Below are 25,799 nucleotides of genomic sequence, written 5' to 3'. Positions count from 1 at the left end.
ATCTTTGGGGTGTTTATTTAATTAATTATTTGAATAATTAAATTATTAAGCAATATGTACAGTTTTTCCGCCAATAATTGTGCGTAATACTTTTACATTCTCAATATCATCAGCTGGGATCTCAAATACATTACGATCTAGCACGATCATATCTGCAAATTTTCCAGCTTCTAATGAGCCAAGTACATCTTCACGGTGTTGTGCATAAGCGGAGTCTATCGTAGCAGAGCGCAAAACTTCAATTACCGTTAAGTCTCGGTCATTATCCAGCCTCGGTGCTTTTTGGCCATTAATATCACGGCCACGGCGTGTTGCTGCCACTTTTAAGTCATACCACTCGTCGAAATCATCGATTGGCCAGTCACTACCAAATGCAACAACCGCGCCCGCGTCAACAAATTTAGCGATGGGTTCAAGTTGCTCAAAACGTTCATCACCGAGCATTTTTTTCTCAAAAGCGGCGAGTTCTGGCGTTGGAGCGGCCCACTGGAAAGATAAGCAAGCGATGGTTTTCAAACGCGCAAAACGTGCATAGTCATCGGCATGGACTAATTCATTGTGAGCGAGTCCTGGGCGAATATCTTTTTCTGGGTGTGCAGCTCGCATTTTTTCTATCGCATCTAAAACGATGGAAACGGCGCCTTCACCTACAGTATGCAAGTGAGGGTCATAGCCCGCTGCGGCAATTTTTTCCATTAATTCATCAAGAATCTCAGCCGTGAAATACAAATCACCGTAGTTATCGGTTTCTACCCAATTTGGCGCGTCATCCGTGCCCTGATTGATGCGGTATGGCTGCAATAACGACGCTGTCATCGTTGGAAATTGCATGACACCATCAACAAACATTTTAATATTATTTAAGCCAATACCTGGGGTTGGTATCCAATCGGCTTGGTGCCATTTTTTGGCAAATGCAACGGCTTTATCCACAGCTGCTGCTACTGAGGCAACATCAGGTGTTTCATCTGGGGTAATTTCACGAGCTGCTTGGAAGCGGATCGTCAAGTCGCCACGTTGCTGTAATTGAGAAAAGGCTTCAAGCTGTTGTTCTGAAACGCGGGCATCCATCACCATAGTCACACCTTGCTGATTAAGTACTTTCTGTACTAATTCAGCAACTTCAATAGCTTGGTCGTCACGAATTGAAGGAATGCTATCGGCAGCACGCATAGCTGGCGCGTCTTCAAGGATACCGTTCAACTCGCCATTCTCGTATTTACCAATCTTACCATCGGGTGGCTCAGGCGTATCTTTGGTGATACCAAATAATTCGAGTGCACGGCTATTTGCGAGCAATGTATGGCAGTCATTTGAAAATAATACGACAGGGCGTTTTGTATTGAGCTTGTCCATATCTTCACGGTACATATCAACACCCGCAGGGATCATACCTTGGCGTAGCCATGCTGTGACTTTGAGCCAATCATTTTCCCCTGTACGAGGGTCTTTATCGAGGTGATCTTGTACACGCGCTAAAATTTGGTCGATAGTTAACGATTCATAATTTAAATGACAACCGAAGAGTTGAATACCGCCCCAAAAAGGGTGCATATGACCATCAATGATGCCAGGCATCATCATTTTGCCTTCGAGATCGATACTCTCTGTTTCAGGGCCAACATACTGATGAAGTTCATCAGAGGTGCCTGTGGCAAGAATGTAACCATCACGAACAGCAACCGCATCGACAACGCGATTTTTATCATCCGCAGTATATATATAACCGTTAAAATAAATAACGTCAGCTAATTGATTATTCATTGTAAACCGTCTGTATCAGTGGTGCTTTGGTGGCACCAGAGCTAAAAAAACAACGGGGAAGGCAAGTGCTCCCCCGTAATCATTTATAAGACTTGAAATGCTTAGTTAATAATCATTTCAGTTTCATCGTCAGAGATTGCAGGTGGACGACGAGTAAAACCATGGGTCAGCAGTGCCAAGTAAATTGCACCTGCGGCTAGCCACCATAAACCCACTTTAAAGGCTTCGCTATCAAGGCTTGTCCATAACCATAATGTTAGGATAACACCAATAGAAGGCATAATCAGGCAAGTGATAATTTTTGTATTATCCAGCGGTGCTTTACGGTCAATATAAAAATGTTTAATGACCGATAAATTCACAAAAGTAAACGCAATTAAGGCCCCGAAACTGATCATTGAGGCGACCATACTGAGTGAAAGCACCAATGAAAGTAATGACGCTAGCGCAACAAAAATAATCGAGTAAATCGGTGTGTTGAGTTTTGGATGCAAATAGGCAAACAGCGAACGTGGTAACACGCCTTCACGGCCCATCGCATAGAAAATACGCACAATACTGGCTTGTGAGGTCATTGCTGAGGCAAATACACCAATAACATAAGCGGTGATAAAGCTAGATGCCATCATCGCACCACCCACTTGTTTCATTACCGCAAGGCTAGCAATATCGGTATTAGGAATAAAATCCTGCCACATTGGGTAAACCAGATGCGCACCATAGGAGATGACGACAAACAGGGTACCTGCGATAAACACGGTGTATAAGATAGCTTTGGGTAACGCACTACGCGCATCTTTGGTTTCTTCTGCCATGGTGGAGATCGCATCAAATCCAAGGAAGGCTAAACAGAGTACCGCAGCACCTGCAAATAACCCAGATACTTGTTCTGACATGACCGTAATCGGTGCTAATAAAGCATCAGTATCCAATACAAATGAAGTTTTGAAACTCAAGTATAGGAACACGGCAATAAAGATAAATTGCATTAAAATGATTAGCATATTCATTGAGGAAACTAATTTAATTCCCAAAATATTCATAATGCTAACAATTGTAATTGTGCTGCAAATAATCACATACATTGGGATATCAGGGAACGCTTCGTGAACAAAGATCCCAATCGCAATGTAGTTAATAATAGGTAGAAAGAGGTAATCTAGCAGTTGTGCCCAACCCACTAAAAAACCGAGTGTGCCGCCAAAGGTTTTTTGCACATATGAATAAGCAGATCCTGAAAGCGGAAGTGCGCTTGTCATGCGGCAATAGCTCATGGCAGTGAAAAAGACAGCAGCTAATGTAATTAAATAAGCGATAGGCAGATGGCCTTCACTTAATACAGTCACTTGTCCATAGGTGGTGAAAATTCCGAGTGGCACCATATAAGCCAGCCCGAAAAAAACTAACGCAGGCACGGTCAGTACGCGTTTCATTTGAACGGTATTCTGTTGCATTTTTAAGCCCTTCCCAAAAGCCTTTAACAACGTCAACTCTGTCTGAATGTTCAGGCCGAGTGAACCTAAAATGCAGCCGTACTCGTCATACTTCGAATTACAACGTTGTTGGCTTTGCTCGCCGCCTAGTTATGTTTTCGAACTATTTAGAGTCTTAACGCTACATGATTGTATAAAATTAAATTTTAGAACCGTCTGCATTCAATTTCAGAAAACCTCGCACCAGGACATTTTTCAAATGAAATGTCATCGTGCGCACTTTAATGAAACGTCAGTGATGAATCGGACCATCACCATCCGCTGGGGTGAATACAAGCGGCGTACAATATAATTACCAAGTTCCTATTAAGCAATCATTAATTGAAAAAAATAAACAACTACTTTTATTTCAAAGGGTTGTTTGATGGATATGTTTATTAATTGAAGTGGATTTAAGATAAGTTAAATGATAGCCATTATGTATAGAAAATCAAGATGAAATTTTGTTGTTTAACTTGTTGATTATTTTGACTAAATTTATTTATCTTCAATGACATATATAGATAAGAACAAAGAGATTTAATTTAAGCTTAATTTAGTACAAGGTAGATGAGGAATTGAGTATTTAATTAAATAGCCTGTTTGCATTAATTAATTTAACTATTTAAGTTCCATATAATGAAACACCGACTTCGTTTAAAATATAAAACGAGAGTCGGTATTTAATATTAGCGCTATTTATCGGCTATCTGAATTTCTGAAAACCATTATCCGTTATTTTCTTCTCAGTTTTTGCTGAGTATATAAAGCATCTAATGTAAATAAAATTAATGCAACCCAGATAAACCCAAAAGTGACTAACAATTCAGATGTCATGACTTCACCGTACACAAAGACGGCAAGTAAGAACATAATACTTGGCCCCATATATTGGAAAAAGCCTAGAGTTGAAAGTCTTAAATGGTTAGCGGCTTCTGTAAAGAGTAACAGTGGCACCGTAGTAATTACCCCTGCGGCAATTAGCAGGGCATTCAAATGCCAATCATTCATTGCCATATCGCTAGTTGGACTATCTGCAAAAAATAATAAGAAGATTATACCGACAGGAAGAAGCCAAAGTGTTTCGAATGTCATTCCTGTTTGTGCATCGACACCTAATTTTTTGCGTAATAAGCCGTAGGTGGCAAATGTAACAGCCAAACTTAGCCCTATCACAGGTACTGAGCCAAATTGCCATAGCTGGATCAAGACACCCGTTAATGCAAGACCAACAGCAATCCACTGCATACGACGAAAACGTTCTTGTAAGAATAACATTCCAAACAGTACGTTAACTAGTGGGTTGATAAAGTAGCCTAAGCTAGCTTGTAGCATATAACCATTATTAACTGACCAAATATAAATTAACCAGTTACAAGCAATCGTCGTTGCAGTCACACCAAGAACTAATATTTTCTTTGGTTGCTTCAGTACTTGGCGGACATAGCTCCAATGCCTTGAAACGGTTAATAATAAAATCATAAAGAAAAATGACCAAATAATACGATGAGTCAGAATTTCTTCTGCGGGCACTTCTTGGATGCTTTTAAAATAAATAGGTGCGACACCCCAAATAAAATAGGCGCCTAAGGCACATAACACGCCTTTGGTAGTATTTTGCTGGCTCATTGTTGGCTCTGAAATTGAATTAAAGACTAAAAGAAACTTATACAGAGAGACCGAGCCGACTTAAGCGGCTCGATTTTTGATACCACTAATGTGACATTGCTCAGGTTTTTTTACAAGTTATTAGTTTAGCAGGTGACTAATTATTTATATTCTATTTCTACCCAACTAGATAAGTTGCCGTTGCTGTCGCAATATGTTGATTATTTTCATTATGAAGCTCACAGCGGGTAACGGCTATTTTATTACCGTCTCTTAATAAGCTGGCACTGGCGGTAAAAAGTTGGCCTCGACCGGGGCGTAAATAATCAACTCGTAGGTCAATTGTCCCCATACGGGACATTTTGTCGACAATCTCAGTATGGGTTAATGGGTTAATTCGCTGCAAAATACGGTTAATGCACACCATGCCCCCTGCAACATCTAAAATCGAAGCGATCACACCGCCATGTAGGATGTTTTGAGTGAAATTACCAATTAATTGCTGACGATTCTCAATGCTAAGCTGAACAAAATCATCATTTAGACTCATTAATTTAATACCAAGTAGCTGGTTAAATGGCATTTTATAAATAAAAGCATGGCTCATTAACTCACTGGCTTCTTCTAAAGTATAAGTACGGTCATTCATCGTTTTCATCCTTTAAAAATATGTAAATAATAAGTTAACATTATGTGTAAATGATGTCTCTAACAAACGAATGAATAATCTTTCAACAGTTATTTAGTTTTGTGTGTAAAATAGGACAAACTTTTTTTTGGACGATGTTGAAAATAGGAATGACTAATGCGCGCTTTACCGATTTTGTTAAGTGCAGTGCTCAGCTTTTGGTCTGCTTCACTGTTTGCAGCCGAAAATACAGATATTCAGCCTGTTGACGATGTAAAAAATACCCTACCAATTCGTGGTAGCATCATTTCAGGGTTACTACAGCACCACGATAACCCATTTGTATTGTACCCGTATGAATCGAATTACATCATTTATACCTATACTTCATCGATGAATAAAAATGCGATTTCTAGCTACAATTGGGGTGATGATGCGTTAAAGGATGAAGTTAAATTTCAATTAAGTTTAGCTTTTCCTTTATGGGCGGGTATTGCTGGTGATGACTCTATTTTAGCCGTTTCTTATACTCAACGTTCTTGGTGGCAGTTAAGTAATAAAAAAGAGTCTTCACCATTTAGAGAAACCAACTATGAGCCTCAAGTGTTTGTTGGCTGGCTAACCGATTACCAATTTGCGGGTTGGACGTTACGTGAGTTTGAAACGGGCTTTAACCACGAGTCAAATGGGCGTTCAGAACCAACCTCTCGCAGCTGGAACCGAGTATATGTGAGAGCGATGGCGCAAAATGGTAACTGGCAAGTTGACCTTAAACCTTGGTACCGCATTCATGAAAGTGAAGGGCGAGATGATAATTCCGATATTACCAAATATATGGGCTACTATCGCTTAAAAGTAGGGTATGCATTGGGAGACAGCGTATTTACTACAACTGGGCGTTATAACTGGAATACGGGTTATGGTGGCGCCGAGTTGGGGTGGAGCTATCCAATTAGTAAACATGTGCGTTTTTATACCCAGTTGTTTAGCGGATATGGCGAGTCGATGATAGACTACAATTATCGCCAAACACGTTTTGGTATCGGTGTTATGCTAAACGATATGTTGTAATGGAAGAAAAACTCAGTTCTCTATTCAGTTCTGAGTTGTATACCAAGTCATAAATCAACAAATTCGCTGCTCAATTGGGCAGCGACTTGTTTTATCGATTGAGGAAGTTTGTGTCCACTGCTTGCGTCATTAACCAACTTTCATTGGCTGAAAATGTGCTCAATAGTACATTTGGTTATCAGTCATTTCGCCCTGGGCAAGATGCCGTCATTGGGGCTATCCTGGATAACCGTGATTGCTTAGTGTTAATGCCAACTGGGGGCGGGAAATCCCTTTGCTATCAAGTTCCTGCTTTAGTTAAAGAGGGCGTCACACTGGTCGTTTCGCCATTAATATCATTAATGAAAGACCAAGTTGACCAATTGCGGTTACATGGGGTTAATGCTGCGTGTTTAAATTCATCGCAAACGTCACAAGAGCAGCGCCAAATCATGGAAATGTGCAGCCAAGGGGAAATAAAACTACTGTATGTTGCCCCTGAAAGGTTGTTAACTGACTATTTTCTAAGCCAATTAGCAGGATGGAATATCACCTTGCTAGCGGTGGATGAAGCCCACTGTATTTCCCAATGGGGACATGATTTTCGCCCTGAATATCGCGCACTAGGCCAATTACGGCAATCATTGCCCAATGTACCCGTGATGGCGCTAACCGCGACTGCGGATGAAACCACTCGTGCAGATATTATTCGTTTATTAGAGCTACATGAGCCACTCGTCCATGTGAGTAGCTTTGATAGGCCAAATATTCGTTATACCTTAGTCGAAAAATATAAGCCGTTAGACCAACTTTGGTTTTTTATTAAAGGCCAAAAAGGTAAAGCGGGTATTGTTTATTGTAATAGTCGCAATAAGGTTGAAGAAACGACAGAGCGCTTGCAAAAACGCGGCTTAAGTGTCGCAGCTTACCATGCAGGGTTAGACGCTGCACAACGTGAATGGGTACAAGACGCATTTCTAAAAGATAACTTACAAGTTGTTGTGGCGACAGTCGCTTTTGGAATGGGAATTAACAAATCAAACGTTCGCTTTGTCGCTCATTTCGATATTCCGCGTAATATCGAAGCGTATTATCAAGAAACAGGGCGAGCAGGGCGCGACGGTGTTGAAGCCGAAGCCATTTTATTTTATGACCCAGCAGATATGGCATGGTTACGTCGTTGTCTTGAAGAAAAACCAGCGGGTATGCAGCAAGATATTGAACGACATAAGCTGAATGCTATCGCGGCTTTTGCAGAAGCGCAAACCTGCCGTCGTTTGGTGCTACTTAATTATTTTGGTGAAAATCGCCAGCAACCTTGTGGTAACTGTGATATTTGCTTAGATCCACCAAAACAGTACGATGGGTTAGTGGATGCGCAAAAAGCGCTGTCTTGCATTTATCGTGTTGGTCAGCGCTTTGGTATCGGCTATATTGTAGAGGTATTGCGTGGTGCGAATAATCAGCGTATCCGCGAATTAGGTCATGATAAATTACCTGTTTACGGTATTGGTAAAGAGCAAACGAATGAGCACTGGGTCAGCGTGATCCGTCAACTGATCCATTTGGGAATGATCACCCAGAATATTACGCATTTTTCAGCGCTTCAATTAACTGAGGCTGCAAGGCCTATTTTACGGGGTGAGGCGACACTGAAACTCGCCGTTCCGCGTGTTTTAGTGGTAAAAAGCCGTAATCAACAAAACAAAATCTATCATGGCAATTATGATAAAAAGCTCTTTGCGAAACTGCGTAAACTGCGTAAATCCATTGCAGATGAAGAAAATATTCCGCCATTTGTGGTGTTTAATGATGCAACATTGATTGAAATGGCTGAGCATACTCCGACTTCACCAGCTGAATTATTGTTAATTAATGGTGTTGGCGAACGCAAACTCGAACGTTTTGGGGTGGCATTTATGGCACTTATCCAAGACCATCTTGAAGGTTATGAATGAATAAATAAGGAAGCTGTTGGATGACGCCTGAATACCTAAAAGAGAGTTGGCTGAATCGAGAAACTCAATTTTCTGCTTTTACAAATGGCCCACTTTTAGATTTCTGGCAACACCGTGAAGAATCTCAATTTATAGGTGTTGATGATATTCCCATTCACTATGTCCGTTTTATTCATCCCAAGCATCACAAAGCAATTGTCATTTCACCAGGGCGCAGTGAAAGCTATGTAAAGTACCCGGAAGTGGCTTATGATTTTTATCATTTAGGCTATGATGTTTTTATTATTGATCATCGTGGCCAAGGCCGATCAGGGCGAATGTTAGCGGATCCTCAAAAAGGCCATGTTGAAAAGTTCACTGATTACATTGATGATTTTGAAAAGTTCATTGAGCTTGAAGTTAAATATCGGCATTATCCAAAATGTTACGCGTTAGCTCACTCAATGGGGAGCGCTATCTTAGCAGGGTATTTATTGCGAGATAGCGTCACATTTGATGCAGCAACTTTATGTGCACCGATGATTGGAATTAATCTACCGATGCCTCGTTGGATGGCGAGCTTTATTGTTGATAGAGCCGAATCTCGCGAAAGTGTCCGTAATGACTATGCGGCTTCTACGGGGAAATGGCAGCCGTTACCTTATTTAATCAACGTATTAACACACAGCCCGGAGCGTTATCGGCGTTACTTACGCTATTATGCCGATTATCCCGAATTGCGCTTAGGTGGGCCAACTTACCATTGGTTACGTGAAAGTTTTGTGATTGGCGATGAGCTAATTGCGAAAGCGGGAGAAATTGATGTACCACTGATGGTGCTGGAAGCCAGTGAAGAAAAAGTGGTCAGCAATAAAGAGCTACAAGCTTTTTGTCAAAGCAGGCAAAAAGCGCAAATAGGACGAGAAGAAAAATTACCTCTCATTATTGAAGGGGCACACCATGAAATCCTATTTGAAGTGGATGCATTAAGAGCGATGGCGCTCAATGCTATCTGTGATTTTTTTGAGCAGTATTAGTTAGGGTTTGAATATGAAATATCCTGTAGTTGCTTCCGATTTAGATGGGACACTGTTATCTCCCAATCATGACTTAACGTCTTATACAAAAGACACCTTGAAACAACTAGTGACTTCGCAAGATGTGCATTTTGTGTTTGCAACAGGCCGTCACCATGTGGATGTTGCTCAAATCCGTGATGGTTTAGGCATCGACGCGTATATGATCACATCTAACGGCGCCCGGATCCATAATACTCGCGGTGATTTAATTTTTGAGCACAATGTTGATCCTCAAATTGCTCACGAGTTGTGTTTGATGGAATTTGATAACCCTGAACTTATCACTAACTACTACCATGGTGATGATTGGTTTATCAACCGTGAAAGCCCTGAACAAAAAGAATTTTTTAAAGAATCGGTATTTAACTATCAGTTATTTGAGCGCCATGACTTTGTCACTTCTGAGGTCTGCAAGGTTTACTATACTAGTGAAGACCATGACTTGCTGGTGGATTTACAGCAGCGCATTCAAGCACGTTGGCAAGATAAAGTGAATGTCACGTTTTCACTGCGTAGCTGCTTAGAAGTTATGGCTGGTGCTGTTTCTAAAGGTGAGGCTCTGAAGCAAGTTGCGGCACTACATGGCTATACCCCGAGTGATAGTATTGCTTTTGGCGATGGCATGAATGACAAAGAAATGCTGACGATGGCTGGAAAAGGCTGCATCATGCAAAATGCTCATCAATTGCTAAAAGATGCGTTACCGCACATGGAAGTCATTGGTTCGAATAGTGATGATGCTGTTGCTCGTTATCTGAGAAATAAATACCTTAATAACGCATAATTTATTTTGTTATTTGAAATAGAGAAACCAGATAGGCAATATGTTTATCTGGTTTTTTATTATCTCAATTAGATGAAAAACGTAAGTTCCCATAGCGAAAATGCAGCGAAACGTGCTTTTTGTGAAATTTAGGCCATTTTTCCTATTTTTTCTGACAAAAAGTAAATTTAAACTAGGGGGATGAGTGTTTAGGTCGATATTAATGGATAGCACTGTTTTCACAGTTTGCATATTGCACTGTTGAGGGTTCCTTAGGATGAAAAGAATTGCGTTAGTATTGTTGTTGGGCTCGATTTGTTATAGTTCCGTTTTAACCGCTAAACCTACCCCTGTGCCAGCACCGGCAACAGCAGCACAAGAACCCTCGATTGAACAAATTACGCAGTTAGCACAAAAAGGTGATCCTAAAGCCCAATTCCAGCTAGGTGAACGTTATTTTAAAGGGTTAGGTGTTTCTCAAGACTCTAAAGCAGCGGCTGAGTGGTTTATCAAGGCAGGAAACCAAGGGAATTCAGATGCGCAATTCCGTCTTGGCACTATGTTTGTAAATGGTTTTGGTGTACGTCGTGATTATGACAAAGCGATGCTATGGTATGAGCAAGCCGCAGAACAAGGTGATACCCGAGCTGAAACCAATATGGCGATGATGTATGCGCAAGGCCTAGGTGTCACTCAAAATTTAGAAAAAGCGGCATTTTGGTTTAGAAAAGCAGCGCAAGGCGGAAATATACTTGCTCAATTCCAAATAGGCCAAATGTACTCGATTGGCAGTGGCGTTGATTTAGATGATGAAAAGGCGGTGTTTTGGTTTAGAAAAGCCGCAAAACAAAAAGATGCGAAGTCTCAAGACCGCTTAGGCGTCATGTACTCTGAAGGACGCGGCGTGAAGAAAAACTTGCAGCAAGCCTACGCATGGCTTGCAACTGCAGTGTTCAGTGGCAACGCAGAAAGTCATCGTCTACAAAATAAGATAGCGGCTCAGTTAAGTCCTGAAGAATTACAGCAAGCACAAAAGTTAGCAGAAGATTATATTAAATCGTACGGTTTTAAAGCCAGCTAATGATTAAGCGGATGTGTGGGATACGATTTTGTATCCCACTAGTATGACAACAGACAGTACAAGATAGCACCAAGAAAGCCGATAAAAACGGTTGTTTCCCCAGCCTCGACGAATAGCTAGCTGTTGCTGTTGCGATGATAGCTTGCCACAAAGTACACGAAACCCAACGATATAAACTGCACAATATACTTGCCAGAGGTACAGTGTATTAAATGCAAAAGCTTTCCCAACAATTAATAAGATAATTAATGGAATTAAAAAGAATAAAATCGACCCAACACGTTCAAGTTGGGTGATCTTTAACATCACTAACTCATCTTTATCATCTGATTTTAATGGCATAATACGGCTTACAGTTCCCCTGATTTACGACTTGGATTACGTCCTGAAAGATTGTTTGTCGCACTTTGTAGCGAATTATCACGGACATCCACCCTTGCTTGGAATGGTGGGAATGGCAAGGTAATCCCTTGTTCAGCAAAGGAAACTAAGATGTTTTGGTGAATTTCATGGCGCGCAGGTAACCGGTGGCCCATCTCAGCAGCATAGACCCGTAATTCGAAAATTTGAATACCTTGTTGTAAATCAACTAGATAAACCTCTGGTGCAGGGTTATCTAAGATCATGGTAGAGCGTTTAGCTGCCCGTAAAATGGTATCTGTTACCAGTTCACTATTGGCGTCAGAAGGGGCAGGAATGGTCATTACAATACGAGTGATCGTGTCAGAAAGTGACCAGTTAATAAACTGTTCAGTAATAAACGCCTTATTTGGCACAATAATTTCTTTTCTGTCCCAGTCTGTCAGCGTCGTGGCACGGGTGTTGATCTTGGTAATACTCCCCGTTAAGTTACGGATAGTTACGGTATCTCCAATTCGGATCGGTTTTTCAAATAAGATCATCAACCCTGAGATAATATTGGCGAAAATTTCTTGTAAACCGAAACCAAGCCCGACCCCCATTGCCGCAACAAGCCATTGTAGTTTTGACCACTCAATCCCTAACATAGAGAAGCCAACAATGGTTCCGATAATAGTAATCGTATATTTTGTTAATGTACTGATGGCGTAGCCGGTACCGGGTGTTAAATCCAAATGTTGGAGTACGGCCAGCTCAAGTAAAGCGGGTAAGTTACGAACTAATTGGGCGGTAACGATAATAGTCAAAATGGCAATGAAAATAGAGCCCATGGTGATAGCTTGTACGGTATCAACGCCATTAACCGTTGATGTTACATCCCATAAGCGAATATTTTCAAGGAAAGAGAATGCGGTATGTAGCTCGGACCACAGCCAAATCAATGAAACCAAGGCAATCATAGTTAAAATCGAACGAACTAACCCAACGGATTGGGTACTGATGGCATCTAAGTCGATAACCTGCTCTTCGATATCAATATTCCCTTCACTACTAGCGTTTGCTTGCTGGTTATCGTCTTCACCTTTAGCACGTTGCGCTAATATCTCAGCACGACGCTGTTTTGCCCGCTCAAAGGCTAATTTACGGCGCTGCATCGACATCCAACGGCGAATTGTATGATAAACGATAAGAATGACAAACCAAATGGCGACAGAGGTTTCTAAGCGCGCTAGTAAGGCTTGTGAGGTTGAAAAATAACCTAAAATGGAGAAAAACCCAGCAACAATAGGTGCGAGTAATATCATCCACCACAATGCTTTATTAACAATATTTTCACCGGACCCATGTCTATCTAAATAGAGAGGGATCTGTGAGCGACGTAAGTTATTGGTAATTAAGCTAAGTGCGACACATAAAAAGATAAAACAGAAACGGCCAATACTGGCTGCAAATTCTCTGTCGCTATAATGTTCAAAAGTAATAATTGCCATGACTAATGGGACGATGACAAAAATAGCCATTCGGTAATAGCGCATCGCACGTTTAACAGAGTCTCTATCCCAACCGAAGTGAGAAATAAACAACCCTGTAGGGCGAGAGAACGTTTCGCTGATCATAAATAGCCACAGCAACGGTGTCGTGGCGCTAACGCCATAGCCAATGGCAGCGGCCATCGGGAACTGCCAGGCACTTTGTAAGCCATAACCGATGGCGGACCACATCATAGGGAGAGGAAGTGCGACAATAATTGACCAGAAAATAGTACGAATGGTTAAGTAAAACCGGTCTTGTGTCACCTTACCAATACGTAAACTGGAACGGTCAAGAAATGCTTGGTAGTGCTTGCGAGTACTGATACTGAAAATGACTAAGGCTATTGAACCGAGAAGATACAAAAAGGTATCTTGGGTCGTTACCATAATACGCAGTGCGCCAGCCAGTTGAGATAAAGTATCCAGTGAGAGTAATTGAGTAATATCAGTTACTAACATGACCGGGTAGCTGATGCTGATTGGTGGAACATCTGCAACCCAGAAAAGATAACGGTTTGAAGCGTCTTTGACCTCTTTCAATGCATCGGTCAATTGCCCTGTAGCGACATTGAGTTTCGTTAGCTCTAACATTTCGGCATCGAGGCCCGAAATTAAAGAGGTTAGCAGCTCACGACGAGTTTTAATCAATGACTGATAAACTTGCACTTGAGCTGTATTGAGCTCATTAGCCGTTTCTTGCTCGGTTGTATCTATTTTACTTAGTCTATCGAGGCTATCTTCATAATTTAAGCGCTGAACACGTAAATCAGCCATTTCACGATCAAGTTGCTGACTTTTTGGAATATCCGGTAAACGAGAAAGCTGTGTTCGGAGTGCTTCCCCTAATGTACTTGAGCTGCTTATCCACTGAGCTTGCTCGCGAATAGTTGTGAGTGCTTGGCGAGCATCACGGATACTCGTTGATATTTCGGCTTGGCTATTGGTAATTGCGCTCATACGCTGTGCTTGAGCGGTTAATTCCTGAGACATTTTGCGATTAATATCAAGCTGCTCAGTTAAAAATGGGGTCAGCTCACCTTGCGCAGCCAACATTTCTGTATGTTCTAACGCTAAAATTGCTTTTTGTTGGCGTTGGGTATTTTGGAAATCACGCAGGTTTTGCAACTCAAGTTCCATACGTTGATAGCGTTTTTTGTATAATTCCAACGTAAGGCGTGAGATTTCTTGGCGGTTATTCGCCGAAAGCTGCGCCATCTCTAGTTCATTAACTGTTGATTTGCGAGCGCTTACTTCGGCTTGAGCCAACGTATATTGGGCATCGGCTAATGGCGTTGATGGTGTACTCAGAGACTGAAAACGCGAGGAGGCATCAGTGAGTAAACGTCTGGCTTCAGAAAGTTGTTGTGGCAGAATACTGAGTGATTCACTGATTTCGCGGCCTTTATCTTGCTCTTGTTGAGTTAAGCGGCTTTGATCAAGTAATTGGCTGCTAAGCTGAATAATGCGTTGTTCAAGTTCACCTAAGCTGATACCAACCGGTATAGGGGCGGGCTCATCACTTTCATTGAGTATTTTTTGTCTTATTTCTTTGATAATTCTAGGGAAGTTATCAATTGCTTCTTGATAAGACTTGGCTTTTGCATCGGAATCGCGTGTCTCACTCATCCAATTTAGCGCACCTTGCAATGCTTGCGCTATCTCTGCATCTTTAGGATTGGTGCTTGACTCGAGTTGTTTGAGCTCCTGCTTAATCTGTGCTTCGTCCTGCGCTGCAGTCGGCGCTGCAACGGAAGAGAAAACGATTAACAGGCTAAGAAAAAAACTGATAATCACACGCACAGTGAGGAGCTCCTTCAAGGGATAATAATTTAATTAAGCGTCAACGGACTCTTCTGCCACTGTACTTGTAACAGTTTCAGCGAGTAATTCACCCATCCGAGTTGCATAACCAGGGATCAGTGATGAATTAAAGGTTACTTTATTCGGTTCAAATAAATTAATCACCGTTGAGCCCAGTTTAAACAGCCCCATTTCCTCACCTTTTTTCAAGAAAACAGCACCTTCAGAATCCAGCTCAGGGTAAACCCAACGCTTGATGACACCTTCACGCGTGGCGTTAACGCAACCGCTCCAAACTGTCTCGATACTACCAACGATGGTTGCACCTACAAGGATTTGTACCATTAGGCCAACAGGGGTGTCAAAGACACAAATCAAACGTTCATTTCGTGCAAACAGGTTGGGAACATTTTGTGCCGTTAATGGATTTACAGAGAATAAATCACCTGGCACATAAATCATCTCTTTGAGTAAGCCATCACATGGCATGTGTACACGGTGATAGTCACTAGGGGAGAGGTAAGTGGTAATAAAGTCACCACCACGAAAACGTTCTGCTAATTGGTATTGGCCAGCAAGTAATGCTTCAACGGTGTAATTATGGCCTTTAGCTTGGAAGATAAGGTCATCATTAATCGGGCCTAATTGGCTCACGGCACCGTCAGCAGGTTGAGCAAGTTGATGCTCTTTTTCGACAATCGGGCGAGCGCCTTCTTTTAGCAGGCGGATAAAGAAATCATTAAAAGTGGCATAAGCCGTAAGCTCGCTTTTTTGTGCTTCGTTCATGTTCACTTTATAGACTTTTGCGAACAGTTTAATTGCCCATTGCGTCATGAAACCCGCATTGCGACTTGCGAACCAGCCTGCAAATTCAGTAAGACATTGTTTTGGAAGCATATATTGCAAGCGAATTTTAATTTTATCTAGCACGTTAACCTCTGATTTTTAAAGGTATGTTAGCAAAAGGGCGGCTATTGTACACAGTTTACTCGTCATATTTCAAACGGTCGCGTAACTGACTAACCGTGATTAAATTATTTAGAGCTGGTTTAACGTTAGTGAGTTATTTTGTAAGTACTCACTAACATTATTTCTCTTTTGCCGTAAAATTGCCGCGAGGTTTGATTTGTTCCATGCTTTCTAAAATGCGATGGTAGTTTTCAAAACGTGATTCAGCAATTTTATTTGCTTCTACGGCTTCACGTAACAGGCAACCTGGGTCATCCAAATGTTTACAGTCACGGAATTTACAGCCACCAAGGTAATCTTTAAATTCGACAAATCCTTTGGTCACTTGTTCCGTGGTTAAATGCCACAAACCAAACTCACGCACACCAGGGGAGTCAATCACATCACCACCCAATGGGAAATGGTATAAGCGGGCTGTTGTTGTTGTGTGTTGCCCCAGCCCTGAGTTGTCTGAAACGTCATTGACTAAAATGGCTTCTTCATTGTGTGGAAGCAATGCGTTTAATAAACTGGATTTACCCACACCAGACTGCCCAACAAACACTGACACTTTACCTGCTAGCGCGTTAGTAAGTGCTTCCATGCCTTCATTGGTATGGCTTGAAACTTCGAGAACTTGATAACCAATATCACTATAAATCGTCATCAAATCGCTTACCCACTCGCGGTTTTCGTCGTCGAGTAAGTCGACTTTATTAAGAACGATAACAGGCTTAATCCCCGTGGTTTCACAGGCAACCAAATAACGGTCAATAATATTCAGCGAAAGCTCAGGTAAAATAGCGGAAACCACGACAATTTGGTCAATATTAGCGGCAATCGGTTTCAAGCCATCATAATAATCGGGACGAGTCAGAACAGAGTGGCGTTCATGAACCGCTTCAACAATGCCATTTACTTTGATATCGCTTTGTGTGTTCAGGGCAGGCCGCCACACCACGTTATCCCCTGTAACGAGGGAAGAAATGGTTCTGCGTAAGTTACAGCGCTGGATAGTCCCGTCACTTGCTTGAATATCAGCATGTTGCCCAAAACGGCTGATGACTAAGCCTTCTAGTGCTTCACCTAATTGGCTATCATCAATCTCAACTGTTTTTTGTTTTTTGAGCCTTTTTTGATGATTTTCTTGAACTCGGCGCTGTTGGCCTTTCGAAAGTTTCTGTTTAGCCACCTGTCCTCTCTTTACTATGGGCGGTATTTTAGGGTTACTCACGCCTGTCACTGATGGCATGAAGAGTGCTATCATACCTTAACTTCATAGAATGCGGTTAGGGTATATCATGCAAAAGAATGAGAATAATTTAATTTGGATCGATTTAGAAATGACGGGGCTCGATCCTGTTCGTGATCGTATTATTGAAATAGCGACCATTGTAACAGATAGTCATCTTAATATTTTAGCAGAAGGCCCTGTAATTGCAGTACATCAAACGGATGAACAACTCGCTTTAATGGATGAGTGGAATGTAAACACTCATACCAACAGCGGCTTAGTTGAGCGTGTACGCAAAAGTACCGTAAGTGAGCGTGAAGCTGAGTTAGCCACTATTGAATTTTTAGAGCAATGGGTTCCACAGGGGGCATCACCCATTTGTGGGAATAGTGTTGGGCAAGATAGGCGTTTTCTATTCAATTATATGCCTGAATTAGAAAACTATTTTCATTATCGCTATCTTGATGTTAGCACACTAAAAGAGCTCGCTCGTCGCTGGAAACCTGAAATTTTAGCGGGTTTTTCGAAGAAAAATACCCACCAAGCTCTTGATGACATTCGTGAATCAGTTGCTGAGCTGGCTTATTATCGAGAGACATTTATTAAAGAATAAATGATTCGTTATGAAAGTCGCCATTGGCGACTTTCATTCGCGGTTTTTTCTCAATAAGTTAACAATGTTAACGTATTGAAATCAGCTTATTACAATGGCTGTCGATAAAATCACCATTGTGATTGTTTTGTCGGCAAACGGATAAAAAAATAAAAATTTTGAGCGCAAGGGCTTGCTAGTATCTGAATTTTTCGTATAATGCGCTCCCCGTACCGATGAAGTTTTTGTGATTGAGTCGGCACGTGAAACATCCAGAAATGTGATGCGGGAATAGCTCAGTTGGTAGAGCACGACCTTGCCAAGGTCGGGGTCGCGAGTTCGAGTCTCGTTTCCCGCTCCAAATTTTCTTGATGTTTTAACTAAAGCACTATTTTCGTGATGCGGGAATAGCTCAGTTGGTAGAGCACGACCTTGCCAAGGTCGGGGTCGCGAGTTCGAGTCTCGTTTCCCGCTCCAAACTTTCTTAGTGTTTTAGTTAAATGCCTTAGTATTCTGACTAGGCAGTAGTACCCACCAAATGCGGGAATAGCTCAGTTGGTAGAGCACGACCTTGCCAAGGTCGGGGTCGCGAGTTCGAGTCTCGTTTCCCGCTCCAATATTTTTAGTTTCTCTTAATCTTCCTTTTTTACTAAATCTCATATAGCAGCTTTTAATTTTATTTTATTAAGTGAATTCACTTAGTGAATATAAATTGTACTTGTTTACTATTTTCATCTTTTTTTACCTTGAATGCTAGGATCAGTGCGGGCTTCGCGATCTTTTTTGGATCATATCCAGATTTGTGCTTGCATTCATTTTCAGGGCACCATAGAATAGCCACCCCTTAGCAATAGGGTGTTTTACTTCCGTCTCTAAGATGAAAATACGAAGTTTAAATAATAAACAAAAATATGATTTTTATTTACTTCGATTAGTTTTTCATTTTAACCTTGCATTTTGGTCACTTTTATATTGCGAGTTAATATAAAATCAGTACCTTTCTTGTTAATATGCTATTAGAAAGTTATCCACAGCTGGCTTAATCAGCCTCGGTTTTCATCGCGATTTGAAATAACTTATTACACAGAGTTATCCACAGGGTAATTAACAAATTTCTGTTGTGCTAATTAATTCTAGCGTTTAAGTTGCATTATTGTAACTTGTTGATTTTTTTAGTTTGTGGGTTATTTTGTCAAAATGAGGCTAGCACAGCTTGCAAATTCTTTACCTATTGTCAGCTAAGCATTTTTTATTTTATTCACATTGATTTGACAATTCTTGATTTCAGATATATGGCAGGCTTTTTTCTAGGCGTCTCTCGGTAAACCTTTGTTAATAACTCGTACAAGGCGTTTTTGTTGCGAAGTTTGAATTGTAACTTGGTTTGTATTGCGTTGCTTAAGCTGTTGTTGTATAGACCATTGGAAGTGTTCATCCAACATAGCGTTAATTCCAAGCCGGTTTTGTAATGCGACAACAATGCTATCTTGGTAAGGTGCGTTGCCTAGCGCCACACTGATATTTCGCAACCACTTGATATAGCCAATGCGGCGGATCGCAGAGCCTTCGGTAACTTTCAAAAAGGTTTTTTCGTCCCATGAGAACAAGTCAAGCAGCTCTGGTGTATGCAACTCCTTTCTTGGGCTGAAATCGTCTTCATCAGTGAGCTGGGAAAAACGGTTCCACGGGCAAATGAGCTGGCAGTCATCACAACCGTAAATCCGATTTCCCATTAGCGGGCGAAATTCTTCAGGGATAGCGCTATCCAGCTCGATGGTGAGATAAGAAATACAGCGCCTTGCATCGACAGTGTAAGGTTCGACAATTGCACCTGTTGGGCAAGTTGTCATACAGGCAACACAGCGGCCACAATCTTCTTCGATAGGTTTATCGACAGGAACGGGTAAATTAATCAATAATTCCCCAAGGAAAAACCAAGATCCTGCTTCACGATTTAAGACCAATGAATGTTTTCCTGTCCATCCTAAACCTGCTTTTACCGCAAGAGGACGCTCTAAGATTGGAGCGGAATCGACAAAAGGTCGAAAATTGAGATCATCGATGGTGGTACCATCGGGCAGTATCATCCCATTAAATTCACGACAATAGTCTAAAATACGATCTGAAAGTTGTTTTAGGCGTTTTTTTAACAGCTTGTGATAGTCTCGTCCTAGCGCATAACGGCTGATATAACCTAATTCAGGGTTATTTAGTGTGCTGGCAAATGCGGCTTTGGCTGGCAAGTAATTCATGCGCACGCTAATGACACGCAACGTGCCCGGGTGCAGTTCGTGTGGTCTGGCTCGCATCATCCCATGGCGACTCATCCATTCCATCTCGCCATGAAATTGTTTATCTAGCCACGCTTGTAATTTCGGCTCTTCCGCGGAAAGGTCAGTATCGCAGATCCCGACTTGCTGGAAGCCTGCGTCAACGCCCCATTGTTTAATATTTTGAGCGAGAAGATCGAGATCGAGGTATCTTGCCATCAGATCCTATATTGATAAAGGGTAAAACGGCAGGCACTTTATCATGGCCAGCGTTGTTCATCAAAACGGATGAAAAATGCCTTCAGTATTGAGAGCAATTATAGGATATTTCTGAACTCATCATTCAAGTAATGTTAATTAAGAAAAAAGCCCCATCTTAGGTTAAGATAAACGGCAATATTGATGTTTGTTGATATCTCTTTATGCATTTTGAACAGCGATATAAACTATGCATTTAAAGGATAAACAGGCGACACTGCCTATTAATGACATAATAAAAGAACAATATGAAAGAACGTACAATACAACTTGCCAACGAAGCGCAAACTGTTGCGTTAGGTAATGCTATCGCTAAGGCTTGCCATCAAGGCACAATTATTCACTTATATGGTGATCTCGGAGCAGGGAAAACCACCTTTAGCCGAGGTTTCTTACAAGCGCTGGGCCATCAAGGTCACGTAAAAAGTCCAACTTACACCTTGGTTGAACCCTATGAATTAGCAGATCGTCAAGTTTTTCACTTTGATCTCTATCGGTTAGCCGATCCTGAAGAACTTGAATTTATGGGAATTCGTGACTATTTTTCTGGAAATTCGATCTGTTTGGTCGAATGGCCGCAACAAGGTAAAGGTTTTTTACCTGAAGCGGATCTTGAGCTCCATCTGACCTATCAAGGCGAAGGGCGTCAGGCTCACTTTGTTGCTTTTTCTGCCAATGGGGAGTCGTTGTTAGAAGCATTACCCCTACTCTAAGGAAGCTATTGCTCATGTTGAATGCATCAATGCACAGAATAACAAAAAAGGGTTTTTTTACTGTTTTCGTCTTGTTTATGGTATCAGTCATGTGGCTGTTTGCTGCAAAAGCACAAGCGGCAACATTATCGAATATTCAAGTTAATAATAGCCCATCACAAGCAGAAGTGGTGCTAAGCTTTATTGATGGAAAGCCCGATTACGCCTATTTTCCATTGCATTCACCTGAGCGCCTTGTTGTTGATATCAAACAACGAGGTGAGATTATGGGGTTACCCCTTAAAGTTCCTGCAGGGGACCTTGTGAAATTAGTACGAACAAGCCAACCTTCTGATAACCAACACAAGCGCTTAGTTTTAGAGCTATCTCGAGCGGCGAAAACGAAAGCGGTACTTAAACAGGTTTCAGGTGAATATCAGTTGGTGTTAACAATATCGACTGGAAATTCATCCGGTTCTACCTCTTTTAATCGAACTAATAATACGGTTAAACCAGCAGCAAATAGCACTCAAGATAAACCGTTGAAGATGAGTGAGCCTGCGCCTGTTGCTACACCAACACCGACTAAATATAAGAGTATGCCAAAAGGCAGTAAGCAGGTCGTGATTGCCATTGATGCGGGTCACGGTGGTAAAGACCCTGGTGCGATAGGTAAGAATGGCTATAAAGAAAAAGATGTGACTCTCAGTGTCGCACGTAAGTTATACCAACGCCTTGAAGCCGATCCGATGTTTAAGCCCGCGATGACACGTGACGGAGACTACTTTATTTCCGTTAGTGGTCGTTCTGATGTGGCACGTAAGAAAGGGGCTAATATGTTGGTGTCTATTCACGCTGACTCGGCCCCGAATAGCAGCGCACGGGGTGCATCAGTGTGGGTATTGTCTAATCGACGTGCAAATAGTGAGCTGGGTAGTTGGCTTGAACAACGTGAAAAACAATCAGAATTATTAGGCGGGGCGGGTGATGTTCTCAGTGGTGCGGACCCTTATTTGAGCCAAGCCGTTTTAGATTTGCAATTCGGTCACTCTCAACGTGTTGGGTATGATGTTGCGGTTAAAGTGATCGAACAGCTGCGAAAAGTCGGTAATATTCACAAAAAAACACCTGAACATGCAAGCTTAGGTGTATTGCGTTCCCCTGATATCCCATCGATTTTAGTGGAAACTGGGTTTATTAGTAATACCGCAGAAGAGCAGTTGCTAAAATCGAATGAATTCCAAGACAAAGTTGCAGAAGCAATTCATTTAGGATTACGTCAATATTTCTTGGCAAATCCAATACAAGCAGCGCCACAATAAGGGGGAGACATGGCAATTCATATTCTCTCCCCACAACTAGCCAACCAAATCGCGGCAGGTGAAGTGGTCGAAAGGCCTGCGTCAGTGGTTAAAGAGCTCGTAGAGAACAGTCTTGATGCCGGGGCAACTCGTATTGATATCGACATTGAACGTGGTGGAGAAAAACTGATCCGTATTCGGGATAATGGCTGTGGCATCGGTAAAGATGAACTTGTTCTGGCTTTAGCTCGCCATGCGACCAGTAAAATTGCCACATTGGATGACCTTGAAGCCATCATGAGTATGGGGTTTCGCGGTGAAGCACTCGCGAGTATTAGCTCCGTTTCACGTTTAACGTTGACATCAAAACCAGCAGAGCAAAGCGAAGCGTGGCAGTCATACGCAGAAGGGCGCGAGATGGAGGTGATGGTTAAACCAGCCGCTCATCCCAATGGGACAACAGTTGAGGTATTAGATTTATTCTATAATACGCCAGCTCGCCGTAAATTTATGCGCACAGAAAAAACCGAATTCGGCCACATTGATGAAATTGTTCGTCGAATTGCGCTGTCTCGTCCTGATGTCGCTATCAATCTGACTCATAATGGCAAATTGGTGAAACAATACCGTGCTGCTCATGATGAGGCACAGCAAGAGAGACGACTCGGTACGATTTGTGGGACAGGCTTCATGCAAGGCGCTTTAGCGTTGTCTTGGGAACATAGAGATCTTGCAATCAAAGGGTGGGTCGTTTCTCCATCAATGACATCGGGCAGCGAAACACAATATTGCTATGTTAATGGCCGCATGATGCGTGACCGCCTGATTAATCATGCGATCCGTCAAGCTTATGAAGGGCATTTAGACGAAAACCAGCAGCCTGCTTATGTCTTGTATCTAACCATTGACCCAAAACAAGTTGATGTTAACGTACACCCTGCAAAACATGAGGTTCGTTTTCACCAAGCACGTCTGGTACATGATTTTATTTATCAAGCGGTACGAACGGTATTATTAGAAGCGGTATCTATCGATGAGCTCCCGGGTATCGAGCCGGTGAATACAGAACTGGAAAATCGGTCTTCTGCGGGGGAAAACTATTTTTCTTCTCCTCCTAGCGTGGCCCCTAAGCAATTTAAGACAGAAAACCATACGCGAATCGAAAACACCGTTCAAGAGTCTAAAACACCTGATAGACAGGATAGTCACTTAAAGGCAAGTTACTTAAAGGATAGTGCGGTAAATCACGCCTTTTCTTCACCGAAATCAACGTCAGGTTTTTCAGAAAATGCGCAAGCAAAAACATTTGGTTCAACTTATGACAAAAAAGCCGGTGAACTGTATCAGAGCCTAATGTCTATTCCTGTTGCGCCTGAAGATAAAAAACCGCTTTTTCCTGAACGTAAACCGATAAACTCACCGCAAATATCGTCACAACCTGTAGCAAAAAATGCGGATAACTACCTTTTTGGCAAAGTATTGACAATTTACGCAAAAAACTTTGCATTAATTGAGTCTTCGTTAGGGCTAATCCTGTTATCCTTAACGGAAGCTAACTATTTATTGAAATTGTCACAATTATCACCGGATGGTGGAGCATTGAAGCCCCAACCATTATTAATACCTCTAAAAGTGTCACTTAAAAATGAGGAAATAGAGGTTTTACAGCGGTACAAGGAACAATTGACAATATTTGGTATCGAAGCCACGATATTACATGGAAAAGTAACAATTCATACGGTATCGTTACCATTAAGAACACAAAATTTATCACAACTTTTTTCTGAGCTACTCGATTTTTTATCGGGAAAAGAAAGCGTCACTGACGAAGAGATTGCACAATGGCTTGCTAAAGCAGTTTCACAGGTTAAAACAGAAGAAAGTTGGAGTTTAGCACAGGCTATTCAGTTGTTGGCAGATGTTGAGCGGGTATGCCCGCAGTGGGTGAAAAACCCTCCACCAACATTATTACAATTAATTAATTTACAATCCGTGGTAGCTACACTAACAAATGAGTGATTTAGCAACTCAGAAAAAACCTGACGCAATATTCCTAATGGGTCCAACTGCCTCAGGTAAAACCGCTTTGGCGATAGAACTTCGCAAGCATTTGCCTGTGGAAATTATTAGTGTCGATTCGGCATTAATTTACCGAGAGATGAATATCGGCACAGCAAAACCAACAGCAGAAGAACTCAGCCAAGCTCCCCATCGTCTGATTGATATTCTCGATCCGTCTCTACCATACAGTGCTGCCGATTTTCGCCGTGACGCATTAAAAGCCATGGCCGAAATTACCTCACAAGGTAAAATTCCATTATTAGTTGGCGGCACAATGTTGTATTTTAAAGCCTTGTTAGAAGGACTTTCACCACTTCCTTCAGCTGACCCAACAGTGCGTGCTGAAATTGAACACATTGCTAAAGAACAAGGGTGGGGGGAAATTCATCGCCGTCTTACTGAGGTTGACCCAGTTGCTGCGGCAAGGATCCACCCTAATGATCCACAAAGATTATCCCGTGCTTTAGAGGTATATCTCATTTCGGGACAAACTTTGACTGAAATGACACAAACAGCTGGGGAAGAATTGCCTTATAATGTGTTTCAGTTTGCTATTGCGCCACAAGATCGTAAAATTTTACATGAGCGCATAGAACAACGTTTTCATCTGATGATAGAGGCGGGCTTTGAAGAAGAAGTTCGCAAATTGCATCAACGAAATGATTTACATGTCGATCTCCCTTCAATTCGTTGTGTGGGGTATCGGCAAATGTGGTCATATTTAGATGGTGAAATTAGCCATGATGATATGATTTATCGGGGAATTTGTGCAACTCGCCAATTGGCAAAACGTCAAATTACCTGGTTAAGAAGCTGGGAAAATGTTCATTGGTTAGATAGTGAACAACCTCAGCAAGCGCTTAGCACCGTTATGCAGGTTATGCGTGCATAGGACTGATGTTTGTGTACAATTAGAACGTTAAGCGCAATTTTTGAGTAGTTACTTTTTGGAATCTAAAAGATTCTCTTTTAAAAACAACAAAATAAGGAAAACATAGAATGGCTAAGGGGCAATCTTTGCAAGATCCGTTCCTGAACGCATTACGTCGTGAAAGGGTTCCGGTCTCTATTTATCTCGTTAATGGCATCAAATTGCAGGGGCAAATTGAGTCTTTTGACCAATTTGTTATTTTATTAAAAAACACAGTTAGCCAGATGGTTTATAAGCATGCTATCTCGACTGTTGTCCCTGCTCGCCCTGTTTCTCATCATAGCGGTACTACTGGTAGCACAGGTAATGGTAATTACCAGTCAGGTAACCCAGCAGCGCAAGATGGCGAAGTAACTGAGTAAGTTTGTACGCTAAAAGACAAGGAAAGCATGGGTAGGGAGACTGTACCTGTGTTTTTCCTTTGCAATTATTGTTTAG

General features: G+C 41.7%; 20 protein-coding genes and 3 tRNA genes. 14 read left to right on the top strand and 9 right to left on the bottom strand.

Translation table 11 applies throughout. From position 1 onward, the window contains the following. Positions 1-45 precede the first annotated feature (45 nt). The 4 genes from CYG50_RS17725 to CYG50_RS17710 form a co-directional block, all read right to left on the bottom strand. Positions 46-1,764: an amidohydrolase gene (locus CYG50_RS17725; RefSeq protein WP_102139893.1), complete on the bottom strand. Its 1,719-nt coding sequence runs from the start codon at positions 1,762-1,764 to the stop codon at positions 46-48. Positions 1,765-1,865: 101 nt separating this feature from the next. Further along, positions 1,866-3,218, bottom strand: a complete 1,353-nt coding sequence (locus CYG50_RS17720; protein ID WP_102139894.1) for an APC family permease — start codon at positions 3,216-3,218, stop codon at positions 1,866-1,868. Between the two features lie 753 nt (positions 3,219-3,971). Next, the gene (rarD, locus tag CYG50_RS17715; RefSeq protein WP_102139895.1) at positions 3,972-4,865 is read right to left on the bottom strand and encodes an EamA family transporter RarD; all 894 of its coding nucleotides are present in this window, start codon (positions 4,863-4,865) and stop codon (positions 3,972-3,974) included. A 157-nt stretch (positions 4,866-5,022) separates the two neighbouring features. Then, on the bottom strand, positions 5,023-5,493 hold the full coding sequence (locus CYG50_RS17710) for a thioesterase family protein (RefSeq protein WP_102139896.1): 471 nt from the start codon (positions 5,491-5,493) through the stop codon (positions 5,023-5,025). A gap of 156 nt (positions 5,494-5,649) precedes the next feature. Between CYG50_RS17710 and pldA the strand changes: the two genes are divergently transcribed. From pldA to CYG50_RS17685, 5 genes are all read left to right on the top strand, one after another. Further along, positions 5,650-6,543, top strand: coding sequence for a phospholipase A (pldA, locus tag CYG50_RS17705; protein ID WP_102139897.1), 894 nt, complete (start codon positions 5,650-5,652; stop codon positions 6,541-6,543). A 110-nt stretch (positions 6,544-6,653) separates the two neighbouring features. Continuing rightward, the gene (recQ, locus tag CYG50_RS17700; protein ID WP_102139898.1) at positions 6,654-8,480 is read left to right on the top strand and encodes an ATP-dependent DNA helicase RecQ; all 1,827 of its coding nucleotides are present in this window, start codon (positions 6,654-6,656) and stop codon (positions 8,478-8,480) included. A gap of 20 nt (positions 8,481-8,500) precedes the next feature. Continuing rightward, positions 8,501-9,496 carry a lysophospholipase L2 gene (gene pldB, locus CYG50_RS17695; protein WP_102139899.1) on the top strand — a complete coding sequence of 332 codons (996 nt, stop codon included), beginning with the start codon at positions 8,501-8,503 and terminating at the stop codon, positions 9,494-9,496. A gap of 13 nt (positions 9,497-9,509) precedes the next feature. Further along, positions 9,510-10,322 carry a sugar/pyridoxal phosphate phosphatase YigL gene (yigL, locus tag CYG50_RS17690; protein ID WP_102139900.1) on the top strand — a complete coding sequence of 271 codons (813 nt, stop codon included), beginning with the start codon at positions 9,510-9,512 and terminating at the stop codon, positions 10,320-10,322. 256 nt (positions 10,323-10,578) lie between these two features. After that, positions 10,579-11,382, top strand: a complete 804-nt coding sequence (locus CYG50_RS17685; protein ID WP_102139902.1) for an SEL1-like repeat protein — start codon at positions 10,579-10,581, stop codon at positions 11,380-11,382. 3 nt (positions 11,383-11,385) lie between these two features. Here CYG50_RS17685 and CYG50_RS17680 read toward each other — a convergent pair whose 3' ends face one another. The 4 genes from CYG50_RS17680 to rsgA all read right to left on the bottom strand — a co-directional run bounded on the left by CYG50_RS17680 (position 11,386) and on the right by rsgA (position 17,214). After that, a complete protein-coding gene (locus CYG50_RS17680) occupies positions 11,386-11,724 on the bottom strand; it encodes a hypothetical protein (RefSeq protein WP_102139903.1) in 339 nt (112 codons plus the stop codon). Positions 11,725-11,732: 8 nt separating this feature from the next. Continuing rightward, positions 11,733-15,074: a miniconductance mechanosensitive channel MscM gene (mscM, locus tag CYG50_RS17675; RefSeq protein WP_102139904.1), complete on the bottom strand. Its 3,342-nt coding sequence runs from the start codon at positions 15,072-15,074 to the stop codon at positions 11,733-11,735. A 33-nt stretch (positions 15,075-15,107) separates the two neighbouring features. Next, positions 15,108-16,004, bottom strand: coding sequence for an archaetidylserine decarboxylase (gene asd / locus CYG50_RS17670; RefSeq protein ID WP_102139905.1), 897 nt, complete (start codon positions 16,002-16,004; stop codon positions 15,108-15,110). Positions 16,005-16,161: 157 nt separating this feature from the next. Then, positions 16,162-17,214 (bottom strand): small ribosomal subunit biogenesis GTPase RsgA, encoded by a 1,053-nt coding sequence (gene rsgA, locus CYG50_RS17665; RefSeq protein ID WP_102139906.1) that lies wholly within the window; start codon positions 17,212-17,214, stop codon positions 16,162-16,164. Positions 17,215-17,323: 109 nt separating this feature from the next. On the opposite strand from rsgA, the gene orn reads away from it, so the two are divergent. The 4 genes from orn (at position 17,324) to CYG50_RS17640 (ending at position 18,464) form a co-directional block, all read left to right on the top strand. After that, on the top strand, positions 17,324-17,869 hold the full coding sequence (gene orn / locus CYG50_RS17660) for an oligoribonuclease (RefSeq protein ID WP_102139907.1): 546 nt from the start codon (positions 17,324-17,326) through the stop codon (positions 17,867-17,869). Between the two features lie 264 nt (positions 17,870-18,133). Beyond that, positions 18,134-18,209 (top strand) — tRNA-Gly (locus CYG50_RS17650). A gap of 40 nt (positions 18,210-18,249) precedes the next feature. Next, positions 18,250-18,325: transfer RNA gene (locus CYG50_RS17645), tRNA-Gly, on the top strand. A gap of 63 nt (positions 18,326-18,388) precedes the next feature. Continuing rightward, a tRNA-Gly gene (locus tag CYG50_RS17640) sits at positions 18,389-18,464 on the top strand. Between the two features lie 691 nt (positions 18,465-19,155). Here the strand turns inward: CYG50_RS17640 and queG are convergent. Further along, on the bottom strand, positions 19,156-20,337 hold the full coding sequence (gene queG, locus CYG50_RS17635; RefSeq protein ID WP_102138251.1) for a tRNA epoxyqueuosine(34) reductase QueG: 1,182 nt from the start codon (positions 20,335-20,337) through the stop codon (positions 19,156-19,158). Positions 20,338-20,624: 287 nt separating this feature from the next. Between queG and tsaE the strand changes: the two genes are divergently transcribed. From tsaE to hfq, 5 genes are all read left to right on the top strand, one after another. Continuing rightward, a complete protein-coding gene (gene tsaE / locus CYG50_RS17630; protein WP_004906013.1) occupies positions 20,625-21,089 on the top strand; it encodes a tRNA (adenosine(37)-N6)-threonylcarbamoyltransferase complex ATPase subunit type 1 TsaE in 465 nt (154 codons plus the stop codon). 14 nt (positions 21,090-21,103) lie between these two features. Then, positions 21,104-22,390 (top strand): N-acetylmuramoyl-L-alanine amidase AmiB, encoded by a 1,287-nt coding sequence (gene amiB / locus CYG50_RS17625; RefSeq protein WP_102138250.1) that lies wholly within the window; start codon positions 21,104-21,106, stop codon positions 22,388-22,390. Positions 22,391-22,399: 9 nt separating this feature from the next. Continuing rightward, the gene (gene mutL / locus CYG50_RS17620; RefSeq protein ID WP_102138249.1) at positions 22,400-24,388 is read left to right on the top strand and encodes a DNA mismatch repair endonuclease MutL; all 1,989 of its coding nucleotides are present in this window, start codon (positions 22,400-22,402) and stop codon (positions 24,386-24,388) included. Then, positions 24,381-25,322, top strand: a complete 942-nt coding sequence (gene miaA, locus CYG50_RS17615; protein WP_102138248.1) for a tRNA (adenosine(37)-N6)-dimethylallyltransferase MiaA — start codon at positions 24,381-24,383, stop codon at positions 25,320-25,322. Before mutL ends, miaA begins: the two co-directional genes overlap by 8 nt. Before the next feature lie 107 nt (positions 25,323-25,429). Then, a complete protein-coding gene (gene hfq / locus CYG50_RS17610; RefSeq protein WP_102138247.1) occupies positions 25,430-25,723 on the top strand; it encodes an RNA chaperone Hfq in 294 nt (97 codons plus the stop codon). The last annotated feature ends 76 nt before the right edge of the window (positions 25,724-25,799 follow it).

The organism is Providencia huaxiensis (genome assembly GCF_002843235.3).
GTDB lineage: Bacteria > Pseudomonadota > Gammaproteobacteria > Enterobacterales > Enterobacteriaceae > Providencia > Providencia huaxiensis.
Note: the sequence above shows the minus strand (reverse complement) of the source record. Positions and strands in the feature narration are given on the sequence as shown.

Bases quoted from the DNA above. Each gene is read 5' to 3' on its own strand.
- mutL (WP_102138249.1), top strand. From the start codon at position 22,400: ATGGCAATTCATATTCTCTCCCCACAACTAGCCAACCAAATCGCGGCA.
- CYG50_RS17685 (WP_102139902.1), top strand. From the start codon at position 10,579: ATGAAAAGAATTGCGTTAGTATTGTTGTTGGGCTCGATTTGTTATAGT.
- CYG50_RS17725 (WP_102139893.1), bottom strand. From the start codon at position 1,764: ATGAATAATCAATTAGCTGACGTTATTTATTTTAACGGTTATATATAT.
- queG (WP_102138251.1), bottom strand. From the start codon at position 20,337: ATGGCAAGATACCTCGATCTCGATCTTCTCGCTCAAAATATTAAACAA.
- CYG50_RS17680 (WP_102139903.1), bottom strand. From the start codon at position 11,724: ATGCCATTAAAATCAGATGATAAAGATGAGTTAGTGATGTTAAAGATC.
- amiB (WP_102138250.1), top strand. From the start codon at position 21,104: ATGTTGAATGCATCAATGCACAGAATAACAAAAAAGGGTTTTTTTACT.
- CYG50_RS17710 (WP_102139896.1), bottom strand. From the start codon at position 5,493: ATGAATGACCGTACTTATACTTTAGAAGAAGCCAGTGAGTTAATGAGC.
- CYG50_RS17720 (WP_102139894.1), bottom strand. From the start codon at position 3,218: ATGCAACAGAATACCGTTCAAATGAAACGCGTACTGACCGTGCCTGCG.
- pldA (WP_102139897.1), top strand. From the start codon at position 5,650: ATGCGCGCTTTACCGATTTTGTTAAGTGCAGTGCTCAGCTTTTGGTCT.
- tsaE (WP_004906013.1), top strand. From the start codon at position 20,625: ATGAAAGAACGTACAATACAACTTGCCAACGAAGCGCAAACTGTTGCG.
- pldB (WP_102139899.1), top strand. From the start codon at position 8,501: ATGACGCCTGAATACCTAAAAGAGAGTTGGCTGAATCGAGAAACTCAA.
- orn (WP_102139907.1), top strand. From the start codon at position 17,324: ATGCAAAAGAATGAGAATAATTTAATTTGGATCGATTTAGAAATGACG.
- yigL (WP_102139900.1), top strand. From the start codon at position 9,510: ATGAAATATCCTGTAGTTGCTTCCGATTTAGATGGGACACTGTTATCT.
- miaA (WP_102138248.1), top strand. From the start codon at position 24,381: ATGAGTGATTTAGCAACTCAGAAAAAACCTGACGCAATATTCCTAATG.
- hfq (WP_102138247.1), top strand. From the start codon at position 25,430: ATGGCTAAGGGGCAATCTTTGCAAGATCCGTTCCTGAACGCATTACGT.
- rarD (WP_102139895.1), bottom strand. From the start codon at position 4,865: ATGAGCCAGCAAAATACTACCAAAGGCGTGTTATGTGCCTTAGGCGCC.